A 13012-nucleotide genomic window follows, 5' to 3' on the forward strand; every position below is an offset into this window, starting at 1 on the left:
GTCAAGCGCTAGGATTGATCCATGCTGATCGGAGAGCTCGCCAACGCCGTCGGGCTACCCAGCCAGACCATCAGGTTCTACGAACGCAAAGGTCTACTACCCGCACCCGAACGCGGTGCCAACGGCTACCGGACCTACGACAAATCCACGCTCGCCCGGCTGCGGTTCGTCCAGACCGCCCAGGCAGCAGGCCTCACGCTCGCCGAGATCGGCACCATCATCGACCTCCGCGACGACGGCAACGTGCCCTGCGCGCATGTCGTGAGCCTCATCGATACCAAGCTCGCGAACGTGCGTGCACGCATCAGGGACCTCGCTGCGCTGGAAACTGAGCTCGAAGGGCTCATCGCACGCAGCCGCCGCCTTGATCCCGCCGACTGCTCCGACGCCGATATCTGCCACATCCTCTCGGCCTCTCCTCCCAACGGGTAGCGGAGCCGACCAAGAAGGTTCCGCTCGTCGTGTCCCGTTCTGTGTGAACCTCCAGGACTCCGGGGCGATGCCGGCCCGGCTGCGTCAACGGCGGCCGAACAGATTGGTAAGGAAGCCACCCTTTGGTGCGTTCGGCCTTGGGGTGGCTGAAGCGGCCCAGGTTTGATGCCGCTCCCGTTTGAGCCTACGAGGATGAGGTGCCGGTCGAACTGCATCGATACCTGAGGGTGAGCTTTCTTGATCAGGAACGGACATGTTGCCCCGCGCGGCCGGTCGTCGTCGGAACTTTGCCCGGTCACGCCAACGCACTGCATTTTCCCTATTGAACTTTGGCGGGCGATTCGTACCGTCCACGCTTCAGGCGTGGGTCTGCACCTCGCGTCTGTTGGTCTGTCGCGACCCGGGACACACCAGAGTCGCCACTGAACCCGGCACGCGACACTCGCTGCACCCGCCAGGTTTGCAGGAGGCGCCGCACGAACCTGTCCTTCCGACGTCACCAACTACGACCAGTCGCACGACGGTGCGACTCTGACGGACGCGCCATGGCTGACCACGGATGTTGCCCAGGCGCCGTGCGCCCCCGGAGGAAAGAGCACGATTATCGCGACCAATGCAGTGGTCGGGACCGGCAGCGCCAGCGCGGCAGCACCGATGGGGCGGGTCACTTGGTGGGTGATCATGGCCAACTTGTCCCGTGATTTCGCGACCGTCACCGCGAGTGTCTTCGGCCTATACCCGAAGTGCCAACGCGGCTACGCCTCGTCGTCGGCTGGGAAAGATGTCGATCCAGAAGCGGCACCCCGATACCTGACCGGGGTGCTCAGTCCCCGAGGTACCAGTTCCGCTCCCACTGGTGGTTCGTCAGCTTGACCTTCTGCGCGGTCGACAGCCGGCGGCCGTCCATGGTCGCCGCGTTGCGCTCGACGTTGCGCACGGTGCGCATGCCGGCGATCACCGTAGACACCGCCGGCGATTCGAGCACGTAGCGCAGGGCCAGATCTGCCGTCTCGTCAGCAGAGATCCCGACGTCCGCCGCCAGCGCGTTGATGTGCTGCTCGACCTGCGCCGGACGGTCACCGCGGAAGTAGCCGCTGCGGAAGTCGCCCTCAGGGAACCGGGTGTCCGCCGAGATACGGCCGGTCAGACCACCCTCGTCCAGCGCCACCCGCACGATCACCCCGACGTCGTGCTCCTCACAGGCCGGGAGGAGCTGCTCCCCCGGCTGCTGGTGGAAGACGTTGTAGATGACTTGGACGCTGTCGACGACGCCGGACCTGATCAGTTCCAGTGCACTGTCCGGCTGGAAGTCGTTGATGGAGACGCCGAAGGCGCGAATCTTCCCCTCCTGCTTTAGGTCGCTGACCGTCTCCAGCCAGTCCCCGCGTCCGATCCACTCGTCGCTCCACACGTGGAACTGGAAGACGTCGAAGGCCTCCAGACCAGAGACCGCCAGGCTCTCTTCGAGGTTGGAGCGGATGTGGTCCCCGGGGAACACCTGCGCCGGGTCGAGTCCACGCGGAGCGGGGAAGGTGCCGTTCTTCGGTGGGACCTTGGTCGCTACGTACAGGTCCTGGTCCGGGTGGCGGCGTACCACCTGTCCGACCAGCCGCTCGCTCTCGCCGTAGCCGCGCGCGGTGTCGATGAAGTTCACTCCGAGCTCGATGGCTCGTTCCAGGGCCAGGAGCGACTCGTCGTCTTGGGCGCCGACCCACCCGGCTCCGCTGCCACCGATGCCCCAGGCGCCGTAGCCGAGCGCCGACACGTTCAGGCCGGTCTTGCCCAGCTCTCGGTACTCCACAGTGATCTCCTCTAGACGTGCTCAGTCGGTGCTGTTCAGGATCAGCCGAATCGCTTCCTGAGGTGCGTCCCACTGCGGAAAGTGACCGCACCGCTCGAACCAGTGCAGGACTGCGTCCGGGAACAGCTCCGTGGCGCGGGCAGCTTGGCTCGGCACGGTCACCAGATCGCGTCGCCCCCAGCCGATCGTGACCCGCCCCGGCACCGTGCCATTCGGGGCGCCCTGTTGCTTGGGCCCCTTGGTCAGTGCGTCCAACGCAGCGCCAGTCGCCGGGGCATCGGCAAGCCCGCACACGTCAGGGAGCACCGTCTCAGCCGAGAGGGCCCACGGCCGAGCCGACAGCTGTGCCAGCAGCAAGGTCCTGCCGACGGGGCTGCCGAGCAGGGACGGCAATAGTCTCCGCAGCGCTCGGACCAGAGTGATCGACGGGCGCAGCGTGGCGCCGAAGACGAAGAGCTCACGGTCGCTCCAAAAGCCCCCAGGGTCCAAGGCCACAGCATCGCCGCCGATCCCTAGACGCGCGAGCTCGAGGACTATGCGGCCGCCCATCGATTGGCCGACGGTGGCGACACCTTCCAGGCCCTGCTCAGCGATGAAGTCCGCGACGGAGTCGGTGAGGGTGGCGATCGAGACCTGGCCCGTCAGGGACGGCGTCTCGCCGAATCCCGGCAGGTCGACCGCGATCACCTCGCGGTGCTCGGCCAGCTCGTCGATGATCGGTGCCCACGATCGCCACCCCGCGCCAAGGCCATGCACGAGCAATAGCGGGCTGCCGCTTCCGCGCCGTACGAAGTTCAACGTCATCGTGCAACGCTAGCGCGCAGTCCTCGAGAATGCCCTTTGCCCCATGCGGTGGACGAGGCGTCGGTCGGCACATTGAGGGCCGACCTCCGGACCAGTGATGGAGTGGCTCAGCCGTTGGCGCCGGCTACGGCCTGGACCAGAGCGAGGCCGACCCCTGTGCCGGGAGGACAGGTAGTGCCCGTCGCTCGTATCGTCTCCTCGAGGGCTCTGCGACTCGTGGGCCGAGGGCGGTCGCACGACGTCTGGCCGAGGTCATCCACGTGGGGCTTCGTATGCTGCCAGCTCAAGCAGCGGGTGGTTGTGGTGCAATGGGGTCCGGCCTACCCCGGACCCCGGTAGCGCGAAGCAGCTATCCAGATTCGGGGTCGAGATGTCCACTCCTTTCAACGAGTCACAGGCTTGGGTGCGGTCGGCGCGCGGCCGACCAGATGTGGACGACAGTTCAGGTACCGGCACGGATGCCCGTATGAGTCCTGAAGCGTTCTGGGATCTTCACGGCTCCTCGCTCTATGCGCTTGCCTGTGCGGTGATCGGTGACGAGAAAGCGGCCTCGCGTGTAGTCGCCACGGCCATGGTCGACCTCTACTCATCGGCGGGTTGGGAGGCGCGCGTGTCGCGTGGGATCACGCTCAGGTCGGCCGCCGCATGCGTCTACGACGGCTGCCGCGCCAGCCTTGCCGGGTCCTCGACGAAGCGCACCATGGCCACCCCACCGCTGATGGTCTTGCTCGGCGAGCTGGAGGGTTGCCAACGTGCGGCGCTGGCCCTGTGTGTCTTCGGTGGACATACCTACCAACAGGCTGCGGCGCGGCTCGACTTACCCTCGGATGTAGCAGCCGATCTGTTGACATCTGGTCTACGGGACCTGTGGGCCGCGACGTTGAGAACCGGTACAACTGGGTGAGACGGACTGAGACAGCGGGGGCGCGGTCCCGCCGGGCATGGGGCGCTGATCCGGCGGGACCGCTACTCCGGCCGCCGCACGAGGGGTCCAACCAGAGCCGGGACCCACCCTAGTTGGGTGACGTCCCGCGTCGTGGTGGAGTTTCTCGACACCGTGCGGGTCAGTGGGTTCTGATCATGCCGTCATGAGTTCGGGCTTGGCTACCTCCTCGTGGGTCTTCTTGGTGCCGGTGACGAGTTCCATGGAGTGCTCGGACAGGTAGCGGCGTTCGGCGGTGACTTGCCACTCGTCGTGGGCCTCGACCAACACCGCGCCGGCCAGGCGGAGCAGCGCCTCGGGGTTGGGGAACACGCCGACGACGTCGGTGCGGCGCTTCACTTCCTTGTTGAGCCGCTCCAGTGGGTTGGTCGACCAGACCTTCTTCCAGTGCGAGACCGGGAAGCCGGTGAACGCGAGGAGGTCGTCGTGGGCGCTACGGAGCATCTGCTCGACCTTGGGCAGCTGCTTGCCGAGCATCACCGCGATGACGTCGAACTGCTCATGGACGTGCTCGGCATCGGGCTGGGCGAAGATCGTGCGGATCGCCGCGGCGACCATCTCGGAGTTCCCCTTTGGCACGACCGCGAGGACGTTGCGCATGAAGTGGACTCGGCATCGTTGCCAGGCCGCGCCGAGGAACACCGACGCGATTGCGGCCTTCAACCCGGTGTGCGCATCGCTGATGACCAGCTGCACGCCGCCCAGGCCGCGGGCCTTCAGACCGCGCAGGAACGCGGTCCAGAACGCGCCGTCCTCGGAGTCGCCGACGTCGAACCCGAGGACCTCACGGCGCCCGTCGGCGGTGACGCCGGTGGCGATCACGACCGCCTGGGACACCACCCGCCGGTTCACCCGAGCCTTGCAGTAGGTCGCGTCGAGGAACACGTACGGGTAGGCGATCTCGGCCAGTGACCGGTCGCGGAACGCGCCGACCTCCTCGTCGAGGTCGGCGCAGATCCGGGACACCTCGGACTTGCTGATCCCGGTGTCCGCGCCGAGGGCCTTCACCAGGTCGTCGACCTTCCTGGTCGAGACGCCGTGGAGGTAGGCCTCCATCACGACCGCGAACAGGGCCTGGTCGACCCGGCGCCGGCGTTCGAGCAGCGAGGGGAAGAACGACCCCGCTCGTAGCTTCGGGATCCGCAGCTCCAGATCACCGGCGGTCGTGGACAGGGTCCGCGGCCGGGTCCCGTTGCGCTGCGCGGTCCGATCCTGACTGCGTTCCCAGGGTCCAGCGCCGATCACGCTGGTGAGCTCCGCGTCGATCAACGCCTGGTAGATCGTCTGAGCAGCGGTGCGGACGCGGTCCTCGACCCCACCCGCCTGCATGGCTTCGAGCACCTCGAGTAGTGCAGCATTGTCCAAGGCCATCGTGCTTCGTGTCCTATCCGTGAGTTCTGTCGCAAGTACTCACTGACCGTCGCACGATGGCCGCCTACCTCACCGGCAACACGACCGCCCTCAACGCCGAGGAACTACACCACTCGGCGGGACGTCACCCCCTAGTTGCCTCCTACGGCCTCGCCTGTCTCGGGATAGCCACACCCACTCGGCCAGGAGGTATCGGAAACGGCCGCAATCCCAGCGTCATGTGAAGCGGTCGCCACAGTGCTGGGCCGTCGAGTGATGCTGGGCGTCCGCTCGCCCAACGACCGGTCGTCGCGGGCGAACGGATCGTTGGTGTCGTGGCAAACGACTTCTTTCGCAGTGCGCGAGTTAAGGCTGGCGAGTCTGGATGCGGGTGAGGGCGTCGAGGTTGCGTTGGTCGGTGTCGGGGAGGGTGTGGAGGTATTTCTGGGTGGTCTGGATCTGGGAGTGGCCCATGCGTTCCATCACTGACATCAGGTCAGCGCCGCCAGCTAGTAGCCAGGAGGCGTGGGCGTGCCGCAGGTCGTGGACCCTGACCGGGAAGTCGACACCACTGGCCTTCACGGCGGGGAGCCAGATCCTGGTCCGGAAGGTGTTGCGAGAGATCGGGGATCCCGCCCTGGTGGGGAACAGCAGATCGTCGTGCCCGATGCCATTGGCTTGGATGTGCTCGGCGACAGCGTCGAGCCATGCTTGGCGGACGCCGAAGGTGCGGGGTTCGTTGTCTTTGGGGTAGGGCTTGGCGAAGTAGCGCTGGCCGGTGGGGGAGTGCTTCTTGGAGACCTCCACGATGGTCTCCTCCACGACCAGGGTGCGGCGCAGGAAGTCAATGTGGCGGGGCTTGAGGGCGACCAGCTCGCCCCACCGCAGCCCGGCCTCAATGAGGGTCTCGATCATCAGCCGATGCTGGTCGGGGAGCGCCGCAAGGAGCCGCTCGTACTCGCCCGGGGTAAGGGTGCGCGCCTTGGCAGCGATCACCTTGGGTAGCTCCGTGTGGTCGCACGGGTTGTAGACCAGGACCCGGTCCTTGACGGCGCGGACGAAGACCGAGGACAAGAAGACGTGGTACTTGCGGATCGAGCGGGGTGCGAGTCCGTCGGCCTTGGCCTGGGTGACCCAGTCCTGGACCAGCGAGGGTGAGATCTTGTTCAGGTGACGGTGTCCGAAGAACGGGTAGAAGTGCTTGTCCAGGTAGGAGATGTAGGCGGCTCGCGTACTCGCCTCGACGTGCTTGTTGGGCAGCCACTCCTTCTCGACGTAGTCACGGAACGTGATGTCGCCGTGGGCGTTGTCGTGCCAGGCCCCGGCGAGCACCTTCTGCTCCTCGCGGTTGGCCGCGCGCAGCGCCTCGCGCCGGGTGTTGAACGAGCCGGCCGAGCGGGTGCGCCCGTCGGGGTCGCGGTAGGCACCGGTATAACGGGTGCCGCGTGCCCCGTGCCGTGTCATGACCCATGCCATGTGAAACCTCCGAGACGAATCTGGAAACCTGCTCGTACGCCAGTTGTACGCAAACCTGCCCGGATAATGCTGGACGATTGCGGACGGGCGTGGGAGTGAAACTGGCCTCTGACCTGGGAGTTTACCAAAGCCGCACGCCTGACGATACCCCAGAAGTTCGGCGGTAGGTAGATCTCATAACCCAGAGGTCGCAGGTTCAAATCCTGTCCCCGCTACAAAGAACAAGGCCCGACCTGCATGCAGGTCGGGCCTTGTTGCTTCTCCGGAGCCGCTCAGTCGTCGGGCGCGGCCGGGTCCGCCGCCGGCTCGGACCAGCGCTGCTCGATGTCGGCGAGGTGCCAGACCGCGGCAGCCAGGCACCAGACCGTGAGGAACGTGCCCACCACGACGTAGCCGGCTGTCTGCAGGTCGATCCGCGCGGCCAGCGACCAGAAGCCGCCGGCCAGCCCGAGGGTCTCGCTGGCCAGCTGGAGCAGGATCTGCAGCCCGACGAAGAGGGCCACGAAGACCGAGAGCGCGGTCATCGTCAGGTTGTAGTAGACCTTCCGGACCGGCCGGACGAATGCCCAGTCGTAGGCACGGCACATGAGGATGCCGTCCGCGGTGTCGAGGAGGCTCATGCCGGCCGCGAAGAGCAGCGGGAGCGAGAGCACGACCCAGAACGGCACCTGCGAGCCGCCGGCGGAGGCGGCGAGGACCAGGAGCCCGATCTCGGTGGCAGTGTCGAAGCCCAGGCCGAAGAGGAGGCCCAGCGGGTAGAGCTTCCAGCTCGTGTCGACCCTGCGCAGGGCACGGCTGAGGACGCGGGCCAGCATGCCTCGCTCGTTGAGCAGGTGCTCGAGGCGCTCGTCGTCGTACCGGCCGTGGCGCAGGTCCCGGAAGACCCGGAGGACGTTGAGGAGGACGCCCAGGTTCACCACCCCGATCACGAGCAGGAAGCCGCCGGCCACGGCAGCCCCGGCCACGCCGGTCCACTGGTGCAGCTGCGAGCCGTCGTCCTGGAGGGGGCCGGCGAAGACCCGCACGCTGATGCAGAGCAGGACGGTCATGACGAGGACGACGCTGGAGTGGCCGAGCGAGAAGAAGAAGCCGGTGCCGTAGGGCCGCTGGCCCGCCTGCACCAGCGTCCGGGTGGCGTTGTCGATCGCGGCGATGTGGTCGACGTCGAAGGCGTGGCGCAGCCCGAGCGAGTAGGCGAGTGCGCCGGTGCCGAGGCTGATCGTCGAGCCGGCGACCGTGCCGTGACGCGCGGTCCACAGTGCGAGGAGGCCGAAGCCGGCGACGTGGAGCGCCACCACCACCAGCCACATCGCCGTGACGCGCCGCTCCACGACGAACCGGGTGGTTCGCCGGCGGCGGGACGATGTGGTGACGAACGTCGTCATGGCAGCACCTCCTGGGGAGAGCTCCGACGCTATTGCGAGGAGTTCGCAACTGGACCGTCCGGAACGGCTGGCTTCCCCGCCCGATCGGAGAGGGTGAAGTGCGGTCCGGTCGCAGGGTGTGGGCGGTGGCCCACCGTCGGCAGAGTGACGGGACCCACACCCTTCAGGAGGTTCTCCCATGTCCCACGAAGAAGCAGTCGCAGCACCGCCCGGCAACCCCGCGCTCGTCGGCGTACCGACGTTCCTGGTCGGCTCCACCGCTCTCGGGCTCGTGCTGACCGGCTTCGTCCCCGCCACGGCGGGGGCCGCCTCGATCCCGATCATCGCCACCGCGACCGCCTTCGGCCAGGCGCTCGCCGCCGTCTGGGCGGCCCGCCTCGACCAGAACGCGGTCGCCGCCATCTTCGGCATCTTCACCGGCTTCTGGAGCAGCTACGCCGCCCTGGTGCTGGGGCTGACGCACGGCTGGTTCGGGATCGCGCCCGCGGACGCCGTCCGCACCCAGGAGCTCTTCCTCGCGTCGTGGCTCGCACTGATCGTGCTGCTGACGGTGGCGAGCACGCGGCTCCCGCGGGCGTTCACGCTCCTGTTCGCCCTCATCGACGTCGCGCTGCTGCTGGTCCTGATGGGCACCGCGCAGGGCAGCACGACCCTGACGACGGCCGGCGGCTACGCCGTCTTCTCCTTCGTCATCGTCGGGGCGTACCTCTTCCTCGACGCGATGTCGCAGGCGACGGGTGGCCGGGGCCTTCCCCTCGGTCCTCCGCTCCGCGCCTGAGTCCGGTCCACGCCGGGCGGAGCGGGGCTGTGGTGCGGTGCGTCCAGGCGCCCCACCACAGCCCCGCGCCGTACGCCGCGTCGTCGAGGCGGCGCAGCGCCACGAAGGTCAGCGGGTCGAGACCCGGGCGCGTGCGCACCCAGTCGACGAGTCCCTGTCCGACCGCAGCCAGGAGGGCGGCCCGCCGCACGCGGCGTGACACGACGGCAGCAGGCAGCGCCGCCGGCCACGCGTGGCGGGTGAGGACCGCGCTGCACTGGCCCAGGCCGGCGGCCGCACCGTACGGCGCCAGCAGGCCGGCGACCCGCCACGGGCGGGCCGCGGCGCGGAGCTCCCGCGCCGACCGCCGGGTCGCCCAGAGGCCGATCCCCACGCCCCCGACGTACGCCGCGCGGTGCTGGCCGAGGAGCGCCAGGCCGGCCGCGACGGTCCAGGGGCCGAGCACGACCGGCGCGACGGCCGGGCCGTGCCGCTGGGCCAGGGGTGCGGCGCTGGTGCCGTAGAAGGCCTTGCGCGCGAGCCACGCCCACGGAGCGACCCGGTGGTCGTGCTCGACGACGGAGGCCGGCACGTAGCGCACGAGCCATCCGGCGGCGACGGTGCGCCAGACCAGGTCGACGTCCTCGCCGACCTGCATCGCATGGTCGAAGCCGCTGCCGAAGGCCACCGTGCGCCCGACGAGGCACGCCGAGGGCACGTAGGAGACCCGGCTGCCGGGCACGACCAGGCCTGCCCGCGGTCCGAGGTCGAGGGAAGAGCGGACCGCCTCGTAGCGGCTCACGGCACCGGCGAGCCCCGCGGGCGCGGACGCGCGGAGTGCCGCGATCCGCGGCGCGACGATGCCGACGCCGGGGTCCTCGAGCTGCGCGAGGAGGGGTGCGAGCCAGCCGTGGCGCGGGACGACGTCCGAGTCGAGGAACGCGACGAGCGGCGTGGTGACTGCCCGCAGGCCGGTGTTGCGCGCTGCGGAGGGCCCCTGCGAGGTGCCGTGGCAGAGCAGCCGGGCCCCGTGCTCGCGGGTGACAGCGAGGGACGCGTCGGCGTCGGCCGAGCCGTCGTCGACGACGACCACCCGCACCCCGTCAGGCAGTGCGGTCAGGAGGCGGCGCAGCTGGACCGGGCGGTCCTTGACCGGGACCACGACGGTGACGTCTGCGGGCGTCCAGGTGGGGCGGTCGGCCACGAGCTCCGCGAAGCCCCGGTCGAGCAGGACCCGGCCGAGCTGCGCGGTGCGGGCGTCGGTGACGGTGAAGACGCCGTCGCGCAGCAGCCGCCGCGCCGCAGCGCCGAGGAAGAGCATCCGGGTCGGCGAGCCGCCGAAGAGCGCACGTCCGTCCTCGCCCTGCCAGGTGCCGTCGACGAGCCTCACCTGCACGTCGCGCGGGAGGGACCGGTCGTGGGGGAGTGTCATGTCGTGAACCCTCCGTCCGCGTGCAGGACGGTGCCGGTGAGCGCCGACGCGGCGGGGGAGCAGAGCCAGCGCACGACCTGGGCGATCTCGTCCGGCTCGAGCAGCCGGTCGACCAGGTGGCGCTCCGCGAGGCTCTCCGCGTCCACGTCGTAGAGCCGGGCCGTCGCCTCGAGCATCGGGGTCCGGGTGCTGCCGGGGGAGACGGCGGTGGCCGTGATCCCCGTGCCGCGCAGGTCCGCCGCGAGTCCTTTCACCAGGCCCACGACCGCGTGCTTGCTCGCTCCGTACGCCGCGAGGTGCCACAGGCCGCGGTGCGCGGCGGCGGAGGCGAGGGCGACGAACCGGCCCTCGCGCGGCTCCGGCAGCGCCATCATCGCCGGCACCGCCGCGGTGGCGAGGTTCCAGACGCCGCGGAGGTTCACGTCGAGGAGCTCGGTCAGCTGGTCCTCCGGTGACTCCCAGAGCGGCCGGCCGCCGGCCACGACCCCTGCAGCGGCGACGGCGACGTCGACGCGGCCGTGCCGGCGTACGACGTCGGCGACGAGCGCGCGGAGGGCGGCCCCGTCGCGCACGTCGAGCGCGTGGCGTTCGACGCCCGCCTCGCCGGGGAGCGGCACGGGCGGCTCGAGGTCGACCGCGACGACGTGGCAGCCGTCGTCAGCGAGGGCGCGCACGACGGCGGCGCCGATGCCGCGTGCCCCGCCCGTCACGAGGGCGACCCTGCCGGTGGTCATGCCGGGATCCGGGCCCTCAGCCGGCCGGCGGCGTCGGGGCGGCCGTGGAGGATCGCGTCGACGGCCGCCTCGACGAGACCGCTGAGCAGGCGCTCGCCCTCCTCGGCCGTCGCGCCCGTGGGGTCGCCCAGCACCCCGTTGGGGGAGACCGCGATGACACCCCCGGCGCGCAGGACCGGCATGAGCACCTCGACCGGCTCGGTCGCGCCTGCCTCGGCGAGGTCGTGGCGGACGGTCGCCGGCGCGACGGCCGCCATCAACGAGGTCTCGGTGCGCCCGGCATGGGCGTCTCCCCACACGACGTCGCACGGGACCCAGCCGCAGTCGCGGCCCTCCCCACGCAGGTGGAGGGCCGCGTCCGCGACGGTCGGGGCGTTGCCGCCGTGCCCGTTCACGAAGACCAGGCGGTCCGCCCAGCCGGAGACGGAGCGCCCCAGCTCGACGAGGACGGTGCGCAGTGCCCCATGGCCGATGTCGATCGTGCCCGGGAAGTGCTGGTGCTCGCCGCTGGCGCCGTACGGCAGGGTCGGCGCGAGCACGGCGTGTACGCCGGCGGCCCGGAGCCGGGCGACCGCCCGGCGGCCCACCTCCGTCGCCACCGCGGCATCAGTGACGAACGGCAGGTGGGGGCCGTGCTGCTCACAGGAGCCCGTGGGCAGCAGTACGACGTCCACCCTGCCCTCGAGCTCGGGCCAGCGCGCGTCCACCAGCTCCATCTCAGGACACCCCGAGCGCCCGGGTGAAGTCCGGCGGGACCACGACGTCGTCGCGCGTGAGCTCGTGCACCGAGCTGCGGCCGAGGCCCATCAGCGCGGAGTCCATGCCGCTGCGCAGCAGGTCGAGGACGTTCTCGACGCCGGCCTGGCCGTTGGCGGCGAGGCCCCACAGGTACGCGCGCCCGATCATCACCGCGCGGGCGCCGAGGGCGACGGCCTTGACCACGTCGCTGCCCCGGCGTACGCCGCCGTCGAGGACGATCTCGAGCTGGTCGCCGACGGCGTCCGCGATCGTCGGCAGGACCCTGATCGGGGCCGGCGTCGTGTCGAGGTTGTTGCCGCCGTGGTTGGAGACCGAGATCGCGGTCATGCCCGCGTCGACGGCGCGCCGGGCGTCGTCGACGCGGCAGACGCCCTTGAGCATGACCGGGCCGTCCCACTGCGCGCGGAGCCAGGCGAGGTCCTGCCACGTGGGCAGGGGAGTCTGCATCCACTCGTAGTAGGCACCGAAGAAGGTGGGAGCCTTCTCGCCCGGGTTCACCAGGTTGGGGGCGGTGAGGTCGGGGATGTAGCCGGCGCGCGCGAAGCGCGAGAGCCAGCGGGGACGCTGCAGGACCTCGGGCGCGAACTGCACCATCGCCTTCGGGTTGAGCTTCTCGGGGATCGTGGGGCTGCCCCAGTCGCGGCCCATCGAGAAGGACCAGTCGGTGGTGATGATCAGGCCCTGCGCGCCCGCGGCCCGCGCGCGCTCGATGCGGGCCAGGATCGCGTCGCGGCTGCCGAGCCAGTAGATCTGGAAGAAGGTCTGCGGGTTGGCGGCCACGACCTCCTCGACCGGCTTGCTGGCGAACGAGCTCAGCCCGGTGATCGTGCCCCGCGCGGCGGCGGCCCGGGCGACGGCCACCTCGCCGTCGGGGTGCACGGCCTGCACGCCGGTGGGGGAGCAGACGACCGGGAGCGAGATCTCCTGGCCCATCAGGGTGGTGGCCAGGCTCCGCTCCGCGGGGAGGTCCGCGAGGTGAGGGGCGAAGCCCAGCTGGGCGAACGCCGCGGTGTTGTCGTCGTAGCTCACGCCCTTCTCGGAGCCGGCGAGCAGGGCGCTGTACACCGACTTCGGCAGGCGCTTCTGTGCGCGGCGCTGCGCCTCGGCGACGGTCTCGAACCAGGTCTTGGACATGTCAG

The 13012-nt window shown here is 69.9% G+C and carries 12 protein-coding genes; 3 read left to right on the forward strand and 9 right to left on the reverse strand.

What is annotated here, in order from left to right; all coding sequences use genetic code 11:
• The first annotated feature begins 21 nt into the window (after positions 1-21).
• The gene (locus IEX47_RS02760; protein ID WP_188782435.1) at positions 22-432 is read left to right on the forward strand and encodes a heavy metal-responsive transcriptional regulator; all 411 of its coding nucleotides are present in this window, start codon (positions 22-24) and stop codon (positions 430-432) included.
• 823 nt (positions 433-1255) lie between these two features.
• On the opposite strand, the gene IEX47_RS02765 is transcribed toward IEX47_RS02760, so the two are convergent.
• Both IEX47_RS02765 and IEX47_RS02770 read right to left on the reverse strand, forming a co-directional pair.
• On the reverse strand, positions 1256-2233 hold the full coding sequence (locus IEX47_RS02765) for an aldo/keto reductase (RefSeq protein ID WP_188782436.1): 978 nt from the start codon (positions 2231-2233) through the stop codon (positions 1256-1258).
• A 21-nt stretch (positions 2234-2254) separates the two neighbouring features.
• A complete protein-coding gene (locus IEX47_RS02770; protein WP_188782437.1) occupies positions 2255-3037 on the reverse strand; it encodes an alpha/beta fold hydrolase in 783 nt (260 codons plus the stop codon).
• A 466-nt stretch (positions 3038-3503) separates the two neighbouring features.
• On the opposite strand from IEX47_RS02770, the gene IEX47_RS02775 reads away from it, so the two are divergent.
• Positions 3504-3941, forward strand: a complete 438-nt coding sequence (locus tag IEX47_RS02775; RefSeq protein WP_188782438.1) for a hypothetical protein — start codon at positions 3504-3506, stop codon at positions 3939-3941.
• Positions 3942-4115: 174 nt separating this feature from the next.
• Here IEX47_RS02775 and IEX47_RS02780 read toward each other — a convergent pair whose 3' ends face one another.
• From IEX47_RS02780 to IEX47_RS02790, 3 genes are all read right to left on the reverse strand, one after another.
• Positions 4116-5351: an IS256 family transposase gene (locus tag IEX47_RS02780; RefSeq protein WP_188782439.1), complete on the reverse strand. Its 1236-nt coding sequence runs from the start codon at positions 5349-5351 to the stop codon at positions 4116-4118.
• 345 nt (positions 5352-5696) lie between these two features.
• Positions 5697-6794, reverse strand: coding sequence for a tyrosine-type recombinase/integrase (locus tag IEX47_RS02785; protein WP_229662563.1), 1098 nt, complete (start codon positions 6792-6794; stop codon positions 5697-5699).
• A 284-nt stretch (positions 6795-7078) separates the two neighbouring features.
• Positions 7079-8191: a HoxN/HupN/NixA family nickel/cobalt transporter gene (locus tag IEX47_RS02790; RefSeq protein ID WP_188782441.1), complete on the reverse strand. Its 1113-nt coding sequence runs from the start codon at positions 8189-8191 to the stop codon at positions 7079-7081.
• Positions 8192-8369: 178 nt separating this feature from the next.
• Between IEX47_RS02790 and IEX47_RS02795 the strand changes: the two genes are divergently transcribed.
• Positions 8370-8969: a GPR1/FUN34/YaaH family transporter gene (locus IEX47_RS02795; protein WP_188782442.1), complete on the forward strand. Its 600-nt coding sequence runs from the start codon at positions 8370-8372 to the stop codon at positions 8967-8969.
• Here the strand turns inward: IEX47_RS02795 and mftF are convergent.
• The 4 genes from mftF to mftD are packed head-to-tail and all read right to left on the reverse strand — an operon-like array spanning position 8881 to position 13007.
• Entirely contained in the window at positions 8881-10380 is a 1500-nt protein-coding gene (mftF, locus tag IEX47_RS02800) for a mycofactocin biosynthesis glycosyltransferase MftF (RefSeq protein ID WP_188782443.1), read from the reverse strand. The genes IEX47_RS02795 and mftF overlap by 89 nt on opposite strands.
• Positions 10377-11114, reverse strand: a complete 738-nt coding sequence (locus IEX47_RS02805) for a mycofactocin-coupled SDR family oxidoreductase (protein ID WP_188782444.1) — start codon at positions 11112-11114, stop codon at positions 10377-10379. The genes mftF and IEX47_RS02805 overlap by 4 nt, the downstream gene beginning before the upstream one ends.
• Positions 11111-11830: a mycofactocin biosynthesis peptidyl-dipeptidase MftE gene (gene mftE, locus IEX47_RS02810; RefSeq protein ID WP_188782445.1), complete on the reverse strand. Its 720-nt coding sequence runs from the start codon at positions 11828-11830 to the stop codon at positions 11111-11113. Before mftE ends, IEX47_RS02805 begins: the two co-directional genes overlap by 4 nt.
• A gap of 1 nt (position 11831) precedes the next feature.
• On the reverse strand, positions 11832-13007 hold the full coding sequence (gene mftD / locus IEX47_RS02815; RefSeq protein ID WP_188782446.1) for a pre-mycofactocin synthase MftD: 1176 nt from the start codon (positions 13005-13007) through the stop codon (positions 11832-11834).
• Positions 13008-13012: the final 5 nt, after the last annotated feature.

Source organism: Nocardioides phosphati, assembly GCF_014646375.1.
GTDB classification, from domain to species: Bacteria; Actinomycetota; Actinomycetes; order Propionibacteriales; family Nocardioidaceae; genus Nocardioides; species Nocardioides phosphati.

Bases quoted from the DNA above. Each gene is read 5' to 3' on its own strand.
- IEX47_RS02760 (WP_188782435.1), top strand. From the start codon at position 22: ATGCTGATCGGAGAGCTCGCCAACGCCGTCGGGCTACCCAGCCAGACC.
- IEX47_RS02770 (WP_188782437.1), bottom strand. From the start codon at position 3,037: ATGACGTTGAACTTCGTACGGCGCGGAAGCGGCAGCCCGCTATTGCTC.
- IEX47_RS02775 (WP_188782438.1), top strand. From the start codon at position 3,504: ATGAGTCCTGAAGCGTTCTGGGATCTTCACGGCTCCTCGCTCTATGCG.
- IEX47_RS02780 (WP_188782439.1), bottom strand. From the start codon at position 5,351: ATGGCCTTGGACAATGCTGCACTACTCGAGGTGCTCGAAGCCATGCAG.
- IEX47_RS02785 (WP_229662563.1), bottom strand. From the start codon at position 6,794: ATGACACGGCACGGGGCACGCGGCACCCGTTATACCGGTGCCTACCGC.
- IEX47_RS02790 (WP_188782441.1), bottom strand. From the start codon at position 8,191: ATGACGACGTTCGTCACCACATCGTCCCGCCGCCGGCGAACCACCCGG.
- IEX47_RS02795 (WP_188782442.1), top strand. From the start codon at position 8,370: ATGTCCCACGAAGAAGCAGTCGCAGCACCGCCCGGCAACCCCGCGCTC.
- mftF (WP_188782443.1), bottom strand. From the start codon at position 10,380: ATGACACTCCCCCACGACCGGTCCCTCCCGCGCGACGTGCAGGTGAGG.
- IEX47_RS02805 (WP_188782444.1), bottom strand. From the start codon at position 11,114: ATGACCACCGGCAGGGTCGCCCTCGTGACGGGCGGGGCACGCGGCATC.
- mftE (WP_188782445.1), bottom strand. From the start codon at position 11,830: ATGGAGCTGGTGGACGCGCGCTGGCCCGAGCTCGAGGGCAGGGTGGAC.
- mftD (WP_188782446.1), bottom strand. From the start codon at position 13,007: ATGTCCAAGACCTGGTTCGAGACCGTCGCCGAGGCGCAGCGCCGCGCA.